Annotated in this window: 18 protein-coding genes; 13 read left to right on the top strand and 5 right to left on the bottom strand. The window is 59.4% G+C overall.

Annotated elements, in window-relative coordinates:
* Window positions 1-13 precede the first annotated feature (13 nt).
* From BLW80_RS08270 to BLW80_RS08255, 4 genes are all read right to left on the bottom strand, one after another.
* The gene (locus tag BLW80_RS08270; RefSeq protein WP_244528055.1) at window positions 14-1,141 is read right to left on the bottom strand and encodes an AI-2E family transporter; all 1,128 of its coding nucleotides are present in this window, start codon (window positions 1,139-1,141) and stop codon (window positions 14-16) included.
* Window positions 1,142-1,153: 12 nt separating this feature from the next.
* Window positions 1,154-1,789, bottom strand: coding sequence for a response regulator transcription factor (locus BLW80_RS08265; RefSeq protein WP_093757590.1), 636 nt, complete (start codon window positions 1,787-1,789; stop codon window positions 1,154-1,156).
* 131 nt (window positions 1,790-1,920) lie between these two features.
* Window positions 1,921-2,550, bottom strand: a complete 630-nt coding sequence (locus BLW80_RS08260; RefSeq protein ID WP_093757589.1) for a response regulator transcription factor — start codon at window positions 2,548-2,550, stop codon at window positions 1,921-1,923.
* 121 nt (window positions 2,551-2,671) lie between these two features.
* On the bottom strand, window positions 2,672-3,469 hold the full coding sequence (locus BLW80_RS08255) for a sensor histidine kinase (protein WP_170849613.1): 798 nt from the start codon (window positions 3,467-3,469) through the stop codon (window positions 2,672-2,674).
* Window positions 3,470-3,995: 526 nt separating this feature from the next.
* Here BLW80_RS08255 and BLW80_RS08250 point away from each other — a divergent pair.
* From BLW80_RS08250 to BLW80_RS08190, 13 genes are all read left to right on the top strand, one after another.
* Window positions 3,996-5,117: an efflux RND transporter periplasmic adaptor subunit gene (locus tag BLW80_RS08250; RefSeq protein ID WP_093758171.1), complete on the top strand. Its 1,122-nt coding sequence runs from the start codon at window positions 3,996-3,998 to the stop codon at window positions 5,115-5,117.
* A complete protein-coding gene (locus BLW80_RS08245) occupies window positions 5,114-8,179 on the top strand; it encodes an efflux RND transporter permease subunit (protein ID WP_093757587.1) in 3,066 nt (1,021 codons plus the stop codon). Before BLW80_RS08250 ends, BLW80_RS08245 begins: the two co-directional genes overlap by 4 nt.
* A gap of 362 nt (window positions 8,180-8,541) precedes the next feature.
* The gene (locus tag BLW80_RS08240) at window positions 8,542-9,972 is read left to right on the top strand and encodes a basic amino acid/polyamine antiporter (RefSeq protein WP_093757586.1); all 1,431 of its coding nucleotides are present in this window, start codon (window positions 8,542-8,544) and stop codon (window positions 9,970-9,972) included.
* Window positions 9,973-9,992: 20 nt separating this feature from the next.
* The gene (gene arcA / locus BLW80_RS08235; protein WP_244528053.1) at window positions 9,993-11,246 is read left to right on the top strand and encodes an arginine deiminase; all 1,254 of its coding nucleotides are present in this window, start codon (window positions 9,993-9,995) and stop codon (window positions 11,244-11,246) included.
* A gap of 102 nt (window positions 11,247-11,348) precedes the next feature.
* Window positions 11,349-12,161 carry an outer membrane beta-barrel protein gene (locus tag BLW80_RS08230; protein ID WP_093757584.1) on the top strand — a complete coding sequence of 271 codons (813 nt, stop codon included), beginning with the start codon at window positions 11,349-11,351 and terminating at the stop codon, window positions 12,159-12,161.
* 23 nt (window positions 12,162-12,184) lie between these two features.
* Entirely contained in the window at window positions 12,185-12,433 is a 249-nt protein-coding gene (locus BLW80_RS08225) for a hypothetical protein (RefSeq protein WP_093757583.1), read from the top strand.
* 10 nt (window positions 12,434-12,443) lie between these two features.
* On the top strand, window positions 12,444-12,983 hold the full coding sequence (locus BLW80_RS08220) for a Na+/H+ antiporter subunit E (RefSeq protein ID WP_093757582.1): 540 nt from the start codon (window positions 12,444-12,446) through the stop codon (window positions 12,981-12,983).
* A complete protein-coding gene (locus tag BLW80_RS08215) occupies window positions 12,976-13,251 on the top strand; it encodes a monovalent cation/H+ antiporter complex subunit F (RefSeq protein ID WP_093757581.1) in 276 nt (91 codons plus the stop codon). Before BLW80_RS08220 ends, BLW80_RS08215 begins: the two co-directional genes overlap by 8 nt.
* Window positions 13,252-13,258: 7 nt before the next feature.
* Window positions 13,259-13,552, top strand: coding sequence for a monovalent cation/H(+) antiporter subunit G (locus BLW80_RS08210; RefSeq protein WP_093757580.1), 294 nt, complete (start codon window positions 13,259-13,261; stop codon window positions 13,550-13,552).
* On the top strand, window positions 13,549-14,490 hold the full coding sequence (locus BLW80_RS08205; protein WP_093757579.1) for an MnhB domain-containing protein: 942 nt from the start codon (window positions 13,549-13,551) through the stop codon (window positions 14,488-14,490). The genes BLW80_RS08210 and BLW80_RS08205 overlap by 4 nt, the downstream gene beginning before the upstream one ends.
* Window positions 14,487-14,819, top strand: a complete 333-nt coding sequence (locus BLW80_RS08200; RefSeq protein ID WP_093757578.1) for an NADH-quinone oxidoreductase subunit K — start codon at window positions 14,487-14,489, stop codon at window positions 14,817-14,819. The genes BLW80_RS08205 and BLW80_RS08200 overlap by 4 nt, the downstream gene beginning before the upstream one ends.
* The gene (locus BLW80_RS08195; RefSeq protein WP_170849612.1) at window positions 14,819-16,342 is read left to right on the top strand and encodes a complex I subunit 5 family protein; all 1,524 of its coding nucleotides are present in this window, start codon (window positions 14,819-14,821) and stop codon (window positions 16,340-16,342) included. The genes BLW80_RS08200 and BLW80_RS08195 overlap by 1 nt, the downstream gene beginning before the upstream one ends.
* The gene (locus tag BLW80_RS08190) at window positions 16,339-17,970 is read left to right on the top strand and encodes a proton-conducting transporter transmembrane domain-containing protein (protein ID WP_093757576.1); all 1,632 of its coding nucleotides are present in this window, start codon (window positions 16,339-16,341) and stop codon (window positions 17,968-17,970) included. Before BLW80_RS08195 ends, BLW80_RS08190 begins: the two co-directional genes overlap by 4 nt.
* Before the next feature lie 41 nt (window positions 17,971-18,011).
* Here the strand turns inward: BLW80_RS08190 and BLW80_RS08185 are convergent, their stop codons facing one another.
* Entirely contained in the window at window positions 18,012-18,545 is a 534-nt protein-coding gene (locus tag BLW80_RS08185; RefSeq protein WP_244528051.1) for a tellurite resistance TerB family protein, read from the bottom strand.
* Window positions 18,546-18,602: the final 57 nt, after the last annotated feature.

The following is an 18,602-nucleotide window of genomic DNA, read 5'->3' as shown; positions in this document are numbered from 1 at the left end:
GAGTTTCCCGCCTTTACCTAAGGTCAGGACCGTCGTTCAGGTTATCTCCCAGGCAGTCCTCGACATAGAGCCGAAGAACGGCGACGCGCCCGATCGCGAATAGCGGCATCGCAAGCGCAATTCCCAGGACGCCGAACAGAGAGCCGAGCAGGACGATGGCGACCAGTGTCCATGCGGGCGGCAGCTCCACCGCGCGCCGCTGAATGAGCGGGCCGATCACATAGCCCTCGATGGATTGAATAACGGTGTAGATCCCGATGGCCCAGATCACCATCGAGGGACCAAGCGGCATTGCCACCAATCCCACGGGAATACTGGCCAATATCGGGCCGAGATAAGGCACGAAGTTCGACAGACCGGCCTGCAGGCCAAGCAGAAAGGCGCTTGGAAGGCCGAGCAAATAGAGCGCCAGCCACACGCAGGCGGTCATCAGGACGATCCGGATCAGTTGCCCCATGAGCCATGAGCGCAACACGGCGCCCATTTCATCCAGAACAGAGCGCATGCGCTCACGCGAGGAGGGTTTGACCAGCAATACGACGCCGTCGCGATAGGCCTGCGGATCGAGTGAAAAGAGAAGGCCGAGAAATATGATGACGAGCGTATTGGCAAGAAAGCTCGAGGCGGTCCCGACGGCCGATTGCGCGTGGCCAAAGAGCTTGTCATGATCGGGAAACCAGCGGGAGAAGTCGCGCCCTCCGTCCGGGCCGAACAGATCCACGCCAAAAGCCAGCAGACGTTGTTGCAGGACATCCAGTTGTGCGTCCATGACGCGCATCAGGATCCGGGCCTGCTCGGGGATTTTTCCAATCCCCCATATTGTCCCCAGCACGACCACTGCAGTCAGGATGACGATCACGATGGCTAGCCGCCACGCGCGCCCGATCGGAATGTATCGACCAAGCGACCGAGCGCAGGCATCGAGAAGCGATGCAAGCAGGATCGCCGCAAATATGATGAGAAGGCTGGACGACGCCCGCCATGCGAGGAAGATGCCGCTGGCAACACCCAGAATAACGAGTGCTCCCCCGAGGGTCAGCCGCCGGCCGGCGTTCGCTCCTGCCGTCGGAAGATCCTGACTTCGAACGTCCTTGGCTAGGATGGCTTGATCCACTCTCGGCTCAGGCATGGTCCCCCACATTTCCTATGGCAGCTAGGGTCCAATCAGTTTCATGCGAATTGCATACCGGACCAGTTCGGCAGTGGAGGAAACTCCAAGTTTGCGCATAGCGGATGCGCGGTGGGCCTCGACAGTTTTCACGCTGAGATTCAGTACCGTGCCGACGGACTTGTTGGTGTGTCCTTCGGCGATCAGCTGGACAACGTTCTGCTCGCGTAACGACAGCAGGACTTTCGATTTGTCCTTCTTGCTGGCCAGGTAGTCGTGAAGCAATTTTTCCACGACCACACCGGTGAAGTAAGGCCGGTGATTGAGTAATGCGTCGATCGCTGCAATGAGATGATGTCGCGCATCTGACTTTAACAAGAAGCCTCGTACCCCTGCCAGGAGGGATTCGGTGAGGATTTCATTGCTTTCATGCATTGTCAGGATGAGCACCTCCGTCCGGGGGTAATGCAACTTGATCTGACGGCTCACCTCCAGACCATTCAGGACGGGCATGGAATAGTCGACAATTGCTATATCGGGCTTCAACTCCCTGATCATGGCGACCGCAGCCCTGCCATCGCTCGCTTCTCCGCTCACAGCCCAGTCCGCACGGCTTTCGACGATCGCGCGCAATCCGGATCGCACGACTTCATGATCGTCTGCAATCAAGATCTGCTTCACAGTGCCGTTCCCATTCGTTGGAACCACTGGCCATATCCAATTGACGAAAGCAGCTCGCTAGAACGACCGCCTCGAAATGATATGCATCACGGCTGCCAAATCCGTGAGGGCCGTCGACCATGTTTGCGCAATCATGCTTCTACTAGATTATTTCGTACGGCATACCGAACCAGACCTGCAGTCGATTTTACGTTGAGCTTGCGCATCGCCGCAGCTCGGTGGGTCTCGGTCGTCTTGATACTCAAATTCAAGGTCTCACTTACACGCTTGTTGCTGTAACCCTCGGCAACCAGTTTAACGATTGTCTTCTCTCGCGGCGAAAGCGATCGGCTTGCGCCAATATTGCCGTCGGCCGATCCGACCATTGTGCCGCAAATCGCGCCGGTATGAAACGATCTGTGATGCATCAGTGATTCAACGGCCGCCAGGAGCATTTTGTTGGCATCGGATTTTCGCAGGAATGCGCGAACGCCAACTTGAGATGCCTGTAGTTCGAGCGCGATCGAGTCGTGCATCGTGAAGATAAGCACCTCTGTTGGAAGTTTGTACTCCTTCATCCGCCTCGCCACTTCGAGGCCGGTCATGAATGGCATCGAGTAATCAACGATAGCGACATCTGGCTGCTTTTCGATGGCGCAAGCGACAGCTTCTTTACCATCGCGGGCCTCGCCGACGACTTCCCATCCGGGACGTCGTTCCAGAATTGCACGAATTCCAGCCCGCACCGCGTCATGATCATCGGCTATCATAATCTGCTTCATGGTCCTCAGTACTCCGATGTCATTTCCTTACGGGTGGCAAAATACTTTCATCGAGAAGATCCAGCCCTTGGAGTTCGTTGCCCTCGCTGAGCGTCAGATTGTTGAATCCGTTAGCTGACCTTTAGCCATGCGACGGTCGGATCTTCGTCGATCCTCGGCCGCCCTGGTGGATATCCGCTGGTTTGTTTCCTTTGCGCGAGATGGATCGTGGAATAGTCGCGTACACCGTTGTCCCGCTACATGCCGCTGTGGATGACGAGTGAATCTCAAATGTGCCTCCCATCTGATCCAGTCTCGTTCTCATGGCCGGAATTCCAACACCAAGCGGCACTGCCTTATGGCGATCTCTCGCCTGAGAAATCGGCATTCCGCAGCCATTATCGCTGATCCGAAGCGTGACGTTGGTATCTGTGGCCTTGACCGAGATATTCACCTGCGTCGCTTTCGCGTGCCTGAAGACGTTCGCGAGCGCTTCCTGGACAACTCTCAGCAATGAGCGCTGCGTTTCGTTAGGCAATGCATCGACCGCAGCATCGATCTTGAGACGCGTTTCCAGCGATGTCCGCGATGAAAGCCCCACCACAAACTCCTCGATCGCCGACTTCAATCCGCCGTCGAGCAAATTCTGGGGATGCAGGAGGTAGGTGAAAGCCCTGATTTCCCTAAGGGCCTCACAGATCGACGCGTCGATCTCATCGCAAATTTTTATAGCGCTGCCGATGCCAGCAACGGCGCACCTCATTCGCATCATATTCAAACTAGCGGCCAGCAGATGCTGGCAAGTCGAATCGTGAAGGTCTGATGCAATCCGCTGCTGCATATCCTCCTGAAGCGCTAAGAGCTGCTTACCAGGGCCTGATTTGCCTAGTTTCAATTTTGTTCGTGCACTAGCAGTGCCGTTGAAAGTGTCGTGAACCACGATCTTTTCCCGAACGTGAATTCGACACGAGTCGTCTACCTGAGCCTTGTGGGCCATCATGTAGTCCGATGCATCTTGGATCGAGTGGCGAGTAACCACTAAGGTTAAATGCCATCGTTCTCTTGCGCGAAGTTATCCTTACTAAATACCCTTGATTGAATCGGCGTCAAGTAAGATGTCGCCAGATCGTCCGATGTCGCGACTGACTGTACTCAGTCTCAAAATATACGAAGTAACAATAGAAGTAATTTCAGTTAATTGCCGCGTTTGCTTTGCACAAGGAACCTTATCGTCTTCAACAGGGCGCTTGGATCTTGCTGCGGTTTGAGAGTGTCAGCACGGCGCCAGAGAATCGTTGGTGCGATCAGTAGTTTCCCCGATACCGGGTAGATATCCGCAACTCCAGAATACTTCGATTCATAGAAGAATTGGCGGGCAGGCGATCACGCAGGCAAAAGCCAGCTATCTGCTTTTGCGAGGTGGTCAGCGAATCTGGTGTGCAATTTTGCTCAGCGAGGGTTTCTTCATGCCTGCGTATGCGCGTCATGCCTCCCTATGTCGAGTTACACGATATCGGACGATTATAATTATTCTAACCATTGTGCCGGCGTTTCTGCTGACCGCGTGCGGCAGAGAGTCTGATGAAGCCGCTCCTGTCGTGCGGCCCGTGCGTACAGTCACTGTTGCGAAGAGCATTGCGGGCGCGCCGCTTTCATTCACCGGCCGTATCGAAGCGGAAGACGAGGTGGCGCTGGCATTTCGCATCTCGGGCCGACTGATCGAAAACAACGGGAAGACCGGAGATCGGGTGCAGCCCGGTCAGGTCATGGCGCGGCTTGAATCCCAGAATGAGTTGAACACGTTGCGCCAGGCTCAGGCGGCTGTCGCGGCCGCGCAGGGGCAACTGACTCAGGCACGCAATCATTTCGATCGCCAGCAGACACTGCTTGCACAGGGCTGGACCACCCGCGTCAACTACGACCAGGCAACGCAGGCGCAACAAACCGCTCAATCGCAGGTCGATGCCGCCGAGGCCCAGCTCAAGACGGCACATGATCTGGTGAGCTTTACCGAGCTGAAGGTAGATGCACCGGGCGTCATAACCGCAGTCGGACCTGGCGCTGGAGAAGTTGTCCAGGCCGGGCAAATGATTCTCAGGCTGGCGCGGCAGGATGGCCGCGATGCAGTCTTTGACGTACCGGCTCAATTTTTCCGATCGGCACCGAGCGATCCGCAAATAGCCGTCAGCCTGACGGACGATCCCGCGGTGACGGCTCACGGTCGTGTCCGTGAGGTCGGCGCCCAGGCCGATCCCGTCACGCGCACCTTTGAAATCAAGGTTGGCCTGACGGATCCGCCGGCGGCCATGCGGCTTGGCGCGACCGTCGTGGGGCGCATGGAGATGGATGCCGTCCCCATGATCGAGATCCCGGCATCGGCATTGACGAGGGCCAATCAACAGCCCGCAGTCTGGATTGTCGATCCCGCGAGTCGCACGGTTTCGATCCGAAACGTGGACGTCTTGCGCTTCGAGCAAGCGCAGGTCGTGGTGTCTCAGGGACTCGACACGGGGGAGGTCATCGTGACCGCGGGTGTGCAGGCGCTGCACCCCGGCCAGAAAATACGTCTTCTTGGGTCAGAGCAATGACCGGCTTCAACCTCTCGGAATGGGCACTTAAGCACCGTTCCCTGGTGGTTTATGTCATGATTGTTGCCGTTATCTTCGGTGTCCTGTCCTACTTCCGTCTCGGTCGCAGCGAGGACCCGTCATTCATCATCAAGACGATGATCGTTCAGGCGGCATGGCCCGGGGCAACGGTTGAGGAGACCGTCAAACAGGTCACCGAGCGCCTCGAGCGCAAGCTGCAGGAAACGCCGCATCTGGACTTCCTGCGCAGTTTCACGCGGGCAGGCGTCACCACAATCTTCGTCAACCTGCAGGGGAACGCGAACGCCAAACAAGTCTCCGACACCTGGTATCAGGTCCGCAAGAACATTGGTGACATCCGCCATACGCTGCCGGCAGGGGTGGTCGGACCCGGGTTTAACGATGATTTCGGCGATACGTTCGGAATTATCTATGGCTTCACGAGCGACGGTTTCACGCACCGCGCGCTTCGCGACTATGTGGAAGACGTCCGCTCGAAGCTTCTTCTAGTCCCCGACGTATCGAAGATCGAGTTGCTGGGAGCTCAGGACGAGCGGATCTTCGTTGAATTTTCGATGAAGGAACTGGCAAGCCTTGGCATCGACCGCACCGCACTGCTGTCCGCTCTCCAGACGCAAAATATCATAAGGCCGGCTGGCACGATTCAAACGGGCGACGAGACACTATCGCTTCGGGTGTCCGGCGCATTTCAGTCCGAGCAGGATGTTGCTGACATCAACTTCGTTGCTGGCGGGCGCATGATCCGCCTGAGCGACATTGCCCGGATTACGCGCGGCTATTCCGATCCGCCGCAGCCCCTTTTTCGCGTCAACGGCGAGCCAGCCATCGGCCTAGCCATCTCGATGCGTGACGGCGGAGACATTCTCGCGCTCGGCAAGAGTCTCAAGCGGGCGATGGCCGCGATCACGGCGGATCTGCCAATTGGCATCGAACCGAAGCTCATCGCCGACCAGGCTGTCACGGTCGAGAGCGCCATCTCCGAATTCATGATGTCATTGCTGCAGGCAATTGCCATCATTCTCGTGGTGAGTTTTATCAGCCTTGGCGTGCGCCCGGGCCTGATCATTGCGCTGTCCATACCGCTGACACTCGCCATCGTGTTCCCGATCATGAAGCTTGCCGGAATCGACATGCAGCGCATATCGCTCGGCGCGCTCATTATCGCGCTCGCGCTCCTCGTCGATGATGCGATGACCACCACGGATGCCACCCTGAACCGGCTGGCTGAAGGCGACGACAAGGTTCAGGCTGCCAGCTTTGCCTTTCGCACCTACGCGTTCGCCATGCTGGCGGGAACACTGGTGACCATCGCGGGCTTCGTGCCTGTCGGCTTTGCCGCGAGTTCTGCGGGAGAATACACGTTCTCCCTCTTTGCCGTTGTCAGTATTGCGCTGATCGTCTCCTGGTTCGTTGCCGTGATCTTCGCTCCGCTGATGGGCGTTGTCATCCTCAAGCCGCCGAAGGAGCGCAAGACGGATGCCCCCGGCAGAGTTTTCAGGTGGTATCGCGGCTTCCTGATATTCGCCATGCGGGCGAAATGGCTGACCATCGCGCTCTCGCTGGTGCTTTTCGTCGGCTCGTTTCTTCTTCTCCCGTTCATCCCCCGGCAATTCTTCCCGTCGTCCGATCGTCCGGAATTGCTCGTCGATATCAGCCTGCCGCAAAACGCATCCATTTATGCCAGCCAGACAGCGGCACAGAAATTCGATGCTGCCCTGCAGGGTGATCCGGATGTTGCGCGCTGGAGCACCTATGTGGGCCGCGGTGCTATCCGGTTCTACCTTCCGCTCAATGTTCAGCTGCCAAATGATTTCTTTACCCAGTCAGTGGTCGTCGCAAAGGATGTCGCAGCGCGTGAACGTATCCGCGCAAAGCTGGAGACGCTTCTGGCGAATGATTTTCCCAATGCGATTACACGGGTCTCGCCTCTTGAGCTTGGGCCGCCGGTCGGCTGGCCCGTCCAATATCGCGTCAGTGGTCCTGACGCAGGCATGGTGCGCGAAATTGCGTTCAAGCTTGCTCAGGTCATCGCCGCCAATCCCAAGGCGAATGGCGTCAATTTCGACTGGATCGAGCCGGCAAGGCAGGTGCGTATTCGGGTCAATCAGGACAAGGCCCGGTTGCTCGGGCTGAGTTCTCAAACCCTGGCAGGCGTGCTGAACACGGTCATATCAGGGACCACGGTCACGCAGGTTCGCGATGATATCTATTTGATCGATGTCGTTGCGCGCGCGGTCGATGACCAGCGCGTCTCGTTGCCCAACTTGCGCAATTTGCAAGTTCCGCTGCCAGGCGGGCAGACGGTTTCGCTCAGCCAGTTTGCAACTTTCGAATACGAGCAGGAATATCCCCTGATCTGGCGGCGTGATCGTGTCCCGACCCTCACGGTGCAGACGGATATCACCGCCGGTGCAATTCCGGAATCCGTCGTCAATTCGTTGACGCCGGCCATTGCCGCACTCTCGAAGACCATTCCAGCATCCTACAGGATCGTTGTTGGGGGCACGGTCGAAGAAAGTCAGAAATCGCAAGCGTCGGTCATCGCCGTTGTGCCGGTGATGCTGCTGATCATGTTTACGGTCCTCATGATCCAGCTCCAGAGCTTTCAGCGGCTGTTTCTGGTCCTGAGCGTGGCGCCCCTCGGGCTCATCGGCGTGGTCGCTGCCCTTCTGCTGTCAGGCCGACCGCTCGGCTTCGTCGCGATTCTGGGCATTCTCGCGCTGCTCGGCATGATCACGAAAAATGCGGTGATCCTGATCGGTCAGATCGACGCCGAACGCGATGAAGGGAAGAGCGTGTGGGACGCCGCGCTGGACGCCTCAAGCTCTCGTTTTCGCCCGATCATGCTGACGGCCGTGTCGACCGTGCTCGGCATGATACCGATCGCCCCAACGGTGTTCTGGGGACCGATGGCTTTTGCGATCATGGGTGGGCTGTTGGTTGCGACGGTTCTCACTCTGATCTTTCTGCCCACATTGTATGTGGCATGGTTCGGGGGAAAAGAGAGGGCGCCGGAGCCGCTCCGATCGGCGCAAGCATAGTCAGATCGTATCTGTTTCACGCCGGACGCTTCGGCACTTAGGGTAACTCCCGGTCTTCAACCTAGGGCATCACCCGATATCGTGGTGCGTCCCGAATGTGCTCTTCTTTCCAGTAGTTGATGTTGGAAGGGGGCGCCGGTGCAGGACCTGATGTTGTTTACATCTGCCAGCGCCTTGCGCGCAACGGCGTGGCTCCTGCGACCACCGTATGAGGCTGTGCAACATAATCGGTGCGCACGCTCTTCGCGGTCAATCATTCCTCAATCCCGTCGCCGCGTCTTGCAGACCCCGGTCGCAGGTGGTCGCCTGCATGTCCCATTTGCTGCAGGCCGACCGCTTCTGCACATGGGAGTGCTTTGGCCATGAGCAATGCAGGCGACCAGAAATTGCCGCTTTGGACGCTCACGGCCATGGTGGTCGGCGGCATGGTCGGCGCCGGTGTGTTTTCGATACCGCGAAATTTTGCTCAGGCCACCGGCATCTATGGAGCGCTGATAGCGTGGGCCGTCGCGGGTGCCGGCATGCTGATGCTGGGATTTGTGTTTCAGACGCTGGCCAACCGCAAGCCGGATCTCGATGCGGGCGTCTACGCCTATGCGCGCGAGGGGTTCGGGCCCTATGTCGGCTTCTTCTCTGCCTTTGGCTACTGGGCCAGTGCCTGCGTCGGCAACGTATCCTATTGGATTCTGATCAAGTCGACGCTCGGCGCGTTATTCCCCGCGCTCGGTCAGGGCAATACGGTCACTGCCATCGCACTATCGTCGGTCGGTGTCTGGGCGTTCCATTTCCTTGTGCTGCGCGGCGTCAAGGAGGCGGCAGCGATCAACAAGATCGTGACGATTGCCAAACTCATTCCGCTGCTGTTGTTCGTCGTCCTGTCGATCTTCTTCTTCAAGCCGGATGTGTTCGTCGGAAACCTCTGGGGCGGTGCAAGCGGGGACTACGGAAATCTCTTCGCGCAGATCAAGGCGACGATGCTGGTAACGGTCTTCGTGTTTCTCGGCATCGAAGGCGCCAGCAACTACTCCCGGTTCGCGCAACGGCGCGAGGACGTCGGTATTGCGACTGTGACGGGTTTTCTGGCCGTGTTGGCCTTGTTCGCGTCGGTGTCCATCCTTGCATACGGCATCCTCCCCCGCGAAGAACTGGCGCAACTGCGTCAACCCTCGGTTGGCGGCGTGCTCGAAGCGGCCGTTGGTCATTGGGGTGCCATCTTCATCGGCATCGGCGTGATTATCTCGGTGCTGGGGGCCTATCTTGCCTGGACCCTGATGGCTGCCGAAGTGCTGTCGGTTGCGGCGAAGAGGCAAGATATGCCGGCCTTCCTGGCGCGCGAAAACGCAAATCAGGTTCCGTCAATGGCGCTCCTGATGAGCACGTTGCTGGTTCAGGTTGTTCTCATCGCGACGTTGTTTTCCGACGATGCCTTCACCTTCGCTCTCTCGCTGTGCAGCCACCTGTCGCTGATCCCGTATTTCCTCTCGGCGGCGTTCGCGTTGATGCTGGTCTACCGCAAGGAGACTTACGAGACCGATCCAAGCGATCTTCGGAAGGACACGATCATCGCTGTCCTGGCGACTGCCTACACGATCTTCCTTCTGTTCGCCGGCGGTATGAAATTTCTGCTGCTTGGCTTCATCATCTATGCGCCCGGCACAATCCTGTATTTCATCACGCGGAGGGAGCTCAACAAGCAGCTCTTCACTCCGGCAGAATGGGTCCTGTTCGGCGTCGCTGTCGTCGGATGCGTAGTCGGCATCCACGGTCTCGCCACCGGCTATATCAGCATCTAGGAAATCGATGGGAGTTCATGATGGCCAGCGCAAAAAAAGTCCCGTTTGGTGTGCACTCCGAAGTTGGCCAGCTGCGCAAGGTTCTGGTCTGCGCCCCGGGCCTTGCGCATACGCGCTTGACCCCGTCCAACTGCGATCAGTTGCTGTTTGACGATGTGCTCTGGGTCGATAATGCGAAGCGCGATCACTTCGATTTCGTCACCAAAATGCGGGACCGCGGCGTCGATGTCGTTGAGATGCATAACCTGCTCGCCGAGACGCTGGCAGTCCCGGAGGGCAAGGCCTGGATCCTCGACAATCAGGTCGTGCCGAACCAGGTTGGCCTTGGCTTCATCGACGAGCTCAAAAGCTACCTGTCCGGGCTGGACAACCGAAAGCTCGCGGAAACGCTGATCGGTGGCCTGTCGACCCATGACTTTCCCGAAGCACATGGGGGCGCGGCACTCAGGATGGTGAAGGAGGCCGCGGGGGCGACTGAATATCTTCTGCCGCCGCTGCCGAACACGCTATATACGCGCGACACGACCTGCTGGATCTATGGCGGTGTCACTCTCAACGCGCTGTACTGGCCTGCGCGACATGAGGAAACGATCCTCACCACAGCGATCTACAAGTTTCATCCCGATTTTGCCGGCAACGTCAATGTCTGGTGGGGCGACCCGACAGAGGACCATGGACTAGCGACGCTGGAAGGCGGCGATGTGATGCCCATCGGCAAGGGGGTCGTGCTGATCGGCATGAGCGAACGCACCTCACGCCAGGCGATCAGCCAGCTTGCCGCGACCCTCTTTAAAAAGAAGGCCGCGGAGCGCGTCATCGTTGCGGCAATGCCCAAGATCCGCGCGGCGATGCATCTCGATACTGTCTTCACATTCGCCGACCGCGACTGCGTGCTGCTCGCGCCTGACTTCATGAACCAGACACGTACCTATTCCTATCGTCCGAGCGATCATCCGAGCGGTGTCGAGTTGCATGCCGAGAAGAAGTCGTTTGTCGGCGTTGTAGAGGAAGCATTGGGCCTCAAGAAGCTCCGCGTGGTCGAAGCCGGTGGCAGTGACTACCAGCGGGAACGGACCCAGTGGGACAGTGGCGCCAACCTCGTTTGCGCATCGCCAGGTGTCGTCTACGCCTACGACCGCAACACTTACACCAACACGTTGCTCCGCAAGGAAGGCATCGAGGTGATTACGATCGTCGGCGCCGAACTCGGTCGCGGCCGTGGCGGCGGTCACTGTATGACCTGCCCGATCATCCGCGATGCCGTGGATTACTAACGCAATCGACCATTCTCTGCTCGGGGGAGCGAGATCGTGGGATTGTTAATACCGAAGCCAGCACCATCGACCGACGGAGAGTAGTTGTCTGGGGAGTGTGCAATGCGTGGATCCAGAATTGTCCTGGCAGCAACAAGCTTCCTTTATGCCAGCGGGGCAGTAGCTGCCGACATCGATCTGACCGAGCTCAGAAAGGTCGAATACACGTCGATGAGCCCGACATGGAGCGTTGTTGGATCCCTATCGCCCACCTACACGGCCAATGCCCTGTTTTCGCGCGACGACCGGCGGGGGGATTTTTACTATGAGCCCGATGTGAGCTTGCGGCTGGACGGCAAACTTGCGCCGGACCTGTCCTACCGTATTTTTGCACGTGCTCAGTTTGAGGCATTTTCCAGAGAGCACGACGGCAATGCCGCCATTGCGCGTCTGGGCGCGCGGCTGACGAAGAATCTGTATGGCTGGAGAATAAGCGCCACCTACGAAAACAGATATGACTACGACGGCGTGTTTCGCGATCTCGCCTTCACCTCCCACGACGTCACCGGCGCTATCGCGCGTGATTTCAGCTTCGACAATGTCACGCTCTCGCCGCTCCTCCAGCTCACTTATCGTTTCTCCGATCTCGCTGAGGCCAGGCGCTGGCGTGCCGATGCGCTGCTTGGCATCGAGGTCGAGCTGAATTCGAAATGGTCGATCGTCAGCACGCCTTTCATCGAAGCGTTCTGGTTTACAGACGGCTTGAACCGCGACCGGCAGGACCAGATCTATTCGGCGTCTCTCGGCCTGAAATACAACATCGCCAGCAACGTATCGCTCACCACGAACGTCATCTACGAGGCGCGAAACTCAAACGTGGCGCTGCGTCACTATAGAGACTGGCTGATCGGCCCACGGCTCGACTTCGCGTTTTAGCGATCAGGACACAAGAGGCGGTCATGCGGAATTCGATTGTGGCGGCAGGTACCGCTATTCTCTTCATCTGTACGGCATTCGCCGCCAGCGCGGAGCCACGCGATTCCGTCGAGCGTGGCGACCGGATGGACCGGGATGCCTTGCGGGACGACGTGCGCATCGATCGTCTGAAGATTCCGCAGCACCCGATCGTCGTCGAGGAGCCCCAGCAGCCCGTTTACAATACGAAGAGCAAGCAGAAATCAAAGCGGAGTACGGACAACAGTCGTTAGGGTGGCTTCAATGAATTTGATCAAGGCCGGCAATATTGGCGAGGCGAGTCCGGCGAGGTGGTCGGATGCCATCGGCAGTGCTGTGATCCGCGCTATCGGTTTCTTCGGCTTCTGGCTGGCGCTGACGCGCGGCGATCCCGGCGATTGGGGCCCCGGTCTGATTGCAGCTGCCGCAGCGACCTGGGCGAGCCTCAAGCTGCTTCCTGTCGAACAGTGGGGCTTTCGCCCGATCAAGTTTGCCGGATTCGTCCTGCACTTTTTCTATCAGTCGATTGTCGCGGGAGCGGACGTTGCGCTGCGGGCGCTTCACCCACGACTGCCGCTGCAGCCGGGCTTTATCACCTATCAGGCGCAGCAGCCGCCGGGCAGGAAGCGAAATACGTTTTGCGCGATCATGAGCCTGATGCCGGGTACGCTTCCGTGCGGAACGTCGAATGACGGCAGTCTGGCCATTCATTGTCTCGATGTGACGCAGCCCGTCGTCGAACAATTGTCGATGGAGGAAACCCTGTGCATGGGGGCGCTCGGAGGCGCAAGGTCCGATGCCTAGCCTGCTGTTGGGTGCTTCGGTCTTTGTGCTGCTGACGGTGGCGCTGGGCCTGTTCGCCATTCTTCGGCGATCGGCCGATGTGGACCGCCTGATGGCCGTCCAACTGCTGGGCACGGGAGGAGTCGCCATCCTCCTTCTGCTCGCGGTCGCAACCGAGACGCCGCCTGTCATGGATGTTGGTGTGATGCTCGCGCTGTTCGCAGCATTTGCGGCCGTCGCATTCGTCAGAGACGCGTCCGGCGCGTCATCCGAAGCCAAAGGGGAGTGAGGGGCGCATGAGCCTCGTCATGGATATCCTGACCATTTGCGCGGTCTCCGCAGGAGCGCTGTTCTTCCTTGCGGGCACGGTGGGTCTGTTGCGTTTCCCGGATACGCTGACGCGTCTGCACGCCCTGACCAAGGTTGACAATCTCGGTCTTGGCCTGATCGTTCTGGGCTTGCTGCCGCAGACGAGCAGCCTGCTGTTCGCGGTCAAATTGGTGATCGTCTGGCTGCTGGTCCAGCTGTCCGGGGCGGTCGTCACCCAACTGATCGCCGGTGCGGTACGCCACCACGGAGCGGACGGATGAGCATTGCCTCCGTCTTCGATGTCGCTCTCGTTGCGCTGATCCTGACGATCGGTGCTTCAGCCATCCTTGTGCGCACTGCGTTCGCCGCAGTTGTCATGTTCGTTGTCTATGGGCTGCTTCTGTCCATGGCATGGGTCCGGCTCCACGCTGTCGATGTGGCTCTGACAGAGGCGGCGATCGGCGGCGGCATGACCGGCCTGTTGCTGCTCGGCGCCGTTGCGCGTTCCCGCTCCGTGAATGTCGACAGTGTAAGGGTTGGTTATCCGCTGTGGCTTGCCGCAGGTGCATTGTGTGCGCTGGTCGCGGCGGGTCTTGCCGTTGCCATCTTCTATCCGCCGGAGGCTATTCCGACACTCGCGCCCACCGTGATGGTAAACCTGCCGCCGAGTGGTCTCGGCAACCCTGTCGCCGGCGTGCTGTTCGTGTTCCGCGCGCTCGACACGCTGCTCGAAAAGGTGGTCCTGCTGCTCGCTTTGCTCGGGGTCTGGTCGCTGGCGCCAGATCATGCCTGGGGTGGAATGCCCGGCTTGCAGGTTTACGCAAAGCCCGATCCCACGCTGATCTTTCTGGCTCAGCTTCTGCCGCCGGTGGGAATCGTGTTCGGAATCTATATGTGCTGGGTCGGAGCGAAAGACCCTGGCGGCGCCTTTCAGGGCGGCACGGTGCTGGCCGCGATGTGGCTCCTTGTCATTGTCGCAGGATTACAGAGGGCTCCTGCGATCGGTCGGCTCTGGCTGCGTGGTCTGCTCGTCGCCGGGCCGGTGCTGTTCCTTGCCATTGGCCTCGCTGGATGGGTATTCGCTGACGCTTTCCTGGCTTACCCGGCGGGCTACGCCAAACCGCTGATTGTCGCCGTGGAAGCCGCTCTCACGCTGTCGATCGCTGTGGCGCTTGGCATGCTGGCCGCAGGACCCCCGGTACGGGCACCACAGCAATGAACGCGGCAACGCTGTTCGGCTTGTGTGGCGCAGCGCTGGTGGGCATCGGACTGTACGGGTTCATCACGAATCCCGAGCCGCTACGCAAGATCCTTGCATTCAATTTGCTCGGGAGCGGTGTGTTTCTGCTGTTCGGCATTATCGCCAGGCGGGCGGCAGCGGCCGGGCTCGGTGGTGACCCTGTTCCTCAGGCGATGGTGATCACCGCGATTGTCGTCGCGTTCGCGGCGACGGCCATGGCTGTCGCGCTGGTGCAGCGTCTTGGGGATGAGACCGGCCGCGCCTCGATCGGTTCCGACAGTTCTGAAACCGGCGAGGAAAAATCCTGATGCCGGCTGCAACCGCGCTTGAGGCGACGACTGCCGACGGGGCGCTTCTTGTTCTGGCCATCATATTGCCGGTTGTCGGCATCCTGCTGTCGTTTGTCCTTGGCGGGCGGTACGCCGAAAGGATTGCTGCGTTCCTGTTGCCCGCAGGCCTCTGCGTGGCATGCATCGTCTTCCTGAAAGTATGGCAAAGCGAAACGTCGCTGAGCTACATTGTGGGCAACTGGCAGTCCCCGCTCGGCATCACGCTGCGCGCCGACGGACTTTCAGTCGCGATGATGGTGGCAATGGCCATCGTGATCTGCCTCATCGGCGTGTTCGCGCATGCGAATTTCGGCAGTCGCGCAGCATCCGTCGAAACCCGCGCACCTCTGGTGTTCTGGGTCATGCTCATGGCGATCTCGGGCGCGATGAACATGATCTTTCTCGGCGGCGATCTGTTCACACTCTACGTTGCGCTCGAGCTGCTGACCTTCGCTGCGGTGCCGCTGGTCTGTCTCGATGGCCGCGGGGAGACCTTGCAGGCAGCATTGCGCTATCTGCTCTTTGCGCTGCTGGGCTCGATCCTCTATCTGGTCGGAACGGCCTTGCTGTACGGCAGCTATGGGACCCTCGACATCGTCTTGATGTCGCAGCGCGTGCGTCTTGAACCAGCGACGCTCGCTGCTGCCACGCTGATGACGGTGGGGCTGTTCGCCAAAACCGCGCTCTTTCCACTGCATCTCTGGCTTCCCCCGGCGCATGCCGGCGCACCGGCGGCGGCAAGCGCGGTTCTGTCAGCCGTCGTGGTGAAGGGATCATTCTTTCTGGTCGTGCGGCTCTGGTTCGACGCCATGCCGGGTCTGCTGAACGTAGCCGGCGGTCAACTCCTTGGGGCGCTGGGGGCGTCGGCGATCATATGCGGCAATATCGTTGCGCTACGCCAGCGACGGCTCAAATTGCTGATCGCCTATTCGACGGTCGCGCAGATCGGCTATCTGTTCCTGATGTTTCCGCTCGCTGCCGACCCGTTGCATCTCCAGTATGGCGATGCCCTGACGGGAGGCATGCTCCAGGCCATCTCGCACGCCACCGCCAAGGCAGCCATGTTCATGGCTGCCGGACTTGTCTATGCCGCGCTTGGACATGACCAGATTTCGGAGCTTGGCGGGATCGCACGTGCGCTTCCCATGACGATGTTCGCCTTCGGCCTTGGTGGCCTATGCCTCATCGGCTTGCCGCCAACGGGTGGCTTTCTGGCAAAGTGGCTGTTGCTGGAGGCGACGATTGCAACGGCACAATGGTGGTGGGCAATCGTGATCATCGCAGGCGGGCTGCTCACGAGCGCATATATCTTCATCGTGCTGTCGCGGGCGATGGGCCCACCAAGCGCGCCGCTGACATTGCACGCCGCGGTGCCGAAGTATCAGGAAGTGGCGGCGCTGGGGCTGGCATTGCTCTCGGTTCTGCTGGGGCTCGTGGCGCTCGGTCCGATCGATGTATTGCAAGTTGGTCGTCCGGAGGCGCCGATGGCTTGGCAGCGATGATAGAGGCCTATCCCTTGCTGGCTTTCGCCTTGCTCTTTCCGCTCGGGATGCTGCTGGCTTGCCTCTGGCCAATGGCATTACTGCGAATGCCTTCGTATCTGGCGTTTGCTCCGATTCCTGCATTTGTGGCCGTGCTCCTTGTCTCCGACGATTCCCCGCTTGTCGTCGGCCCCGCCCGTCTGCATTTGACTTTCGCTCTTGATCTTCCCGGGGCGCTGCTGCTCGGCGTTGCTGCGCTGCTGTGGATCATGGCCGGGGCCTACGCATCACCATATCTGCAGGGCAGGCCGAATCGTGGGCGTTTTGCCGTGTGCTGGCTCACCGCACTGACGGGCTGCATCGGCGTCTTTCTCGCCGCCGACATGGTGGGCTTCTATTTGTTTCTGGCCATGCTGACGCTTGGCGCCTGCGGCCTCATTATCCAGCACGAAACAGCCGATGCGTGGCGTGCCGGCGCGCTCTATATCGGCCTTGGATTGCTGGCGGAGACATTGCTGCTCATCGCCTTCGTGCTGCTCGCGATGGACATTCCCGGCGATGGGCTGTTGATCGGCGATGCCGCTGCCGCACTGCCGGCGTCGCCGCACCGCGACCTGATCATCGGCCTGTTGATCGCAGGCTTTGGCATGAAGGCGGGCCTTGTTCCATTTCACGTCTGGATGCCGCGGGCCTATGCAGCCGCGCCGGCGCCGGCGGCCGCAGTGCTGAGTGGTGCAGCCGTCAAGGCAAGCATCCTCGGAATGATCCGCTTTCTCCCCCTCGATACGGCACTGCCCCACGCAGGAACGTTACTCGCAGCTGCAGGCCTGTTCGCGGCGCTCTACGGGGTGGTGATTGGAATGACGCAACGCAGGCCCAAGGTTGTGCTGGCTTATTCGAGCGTTAGCCAGATGGGATTCATCGTGGCCGTCATCGGTATGGGCATGATCGCCGGAGATGGTCGCGCTGCACTGGCGGCGATCTTCTATTCTGCGAACCACGTTCTGGTCAAAGGCGCGCTGTTTCTCTCCGTCGGCGTGATCGCCGCGACCGGTCGCCGATATCTGTTGCCCATCCTTCTCCCTGTGGCGATCATTGCCGTCGGCCTTGGCGGTCTCCCGCTGACCGGCGGTGCCCTGGCAAAAATCGTGGTCGACGGACCGCTCGGGGACGGAGCCGCCAACACGGTTGCAACGCTGTCTGCTGTCGGCACGACGCTGCTCATGCTGCAGTTCGTGCGAGGCCTGGTGACGACGGCATCAACGGATTACGAGGCGACCGCTGCGCCGAGCCTGTTCTGGCCATGGCTGTCGACCGCCGTAGCGTCGCTCATCGTACCATGGGCGCTATTCCTCGCGGTCCCCGAAGGAATGTTGCCCAATCCTTTGGCGCCCGAACTGCTGTGGAAAGCCCTGTTTCCAGTTTTGCTGGGCGCCATATTGGCGGCAGTGCTGTGGCGCTGGGTGCGACGGCTGCCCCATATTCCCGAGGGAGATATTGTCGTCGTTCTGGACAGGTGTGTGAAGATCGCTCCAGCCTGGGGCAGGACCATCGAGCAAGCGGAAGGCACGCTTCGCCAATGGCATGTGGCTGGAATTTCACTGCTCGCGTTGACGGTGGCTCTCGGAGCCGCACTGTTGGCCCAGTGAGTATGCCGAAGATCGGCATCTCTAGGATGCACCTGATCGCGTCAGGCTGACATCGCGGCCAAATTCTTTATGCCGGCGACGACGCGCTGTCGAAGTTCAACGCGCTGCCGGGACGATACGCCCAGAAGGTCTGCCGCACGCCAGATCAGATTCTCTTCAAACTCGTTGACCCGCTGATCCGCGTAAACGATCTCCCACATCAGTTGAACGATCCGTCGACGTCCATCGTCATCGAGCAACTCGTTGAGTTGCCGGGTAAAGCGATAAAGATCGACCGCGCTACGAGCGACTGCATCTGCATCAACGAGAAGCTGAACCGTAGCCGCGTCATCCAGTCCATAATGCGATCTGAAAATGGCATGCAATCTGACGCGCCTGATATCCGATAGCTCGCTATCGACGGTGGCGACGCGGATGAGCAATGCCGCGGTCACGATGAGAAGCTCTCTCTGCTCGACGTTTTTCCGTTGATTGGCGTCTTCCATCGCACACGAGATGAACGCCTTGATTGATCCAAACATCACCCGACCATTCTCTTCAGAGACAACGACGACGGCGCTCTTGCGGCCGGCCATCCGGGCCCGCGATATCTGGGAACTTTCAGGAGCGGTCGCCTGAGCTGAAGATGGCGT

Source organism: Tardiphaga sp. OK245, from assembly GCF_900108575.1.
Lineage (GTDB): Bacteria > Pseudomonadota > Alphaproteobacteria > Rhizobiales > Xanthobacteraceae > Tardiphaga > Tardiphaga robiniae.
The sequence above is the reverse complement of the archived record's forward strand: the minus strand, read 5'-3'. Positions and strand labels throughout refer to the sequence as shown.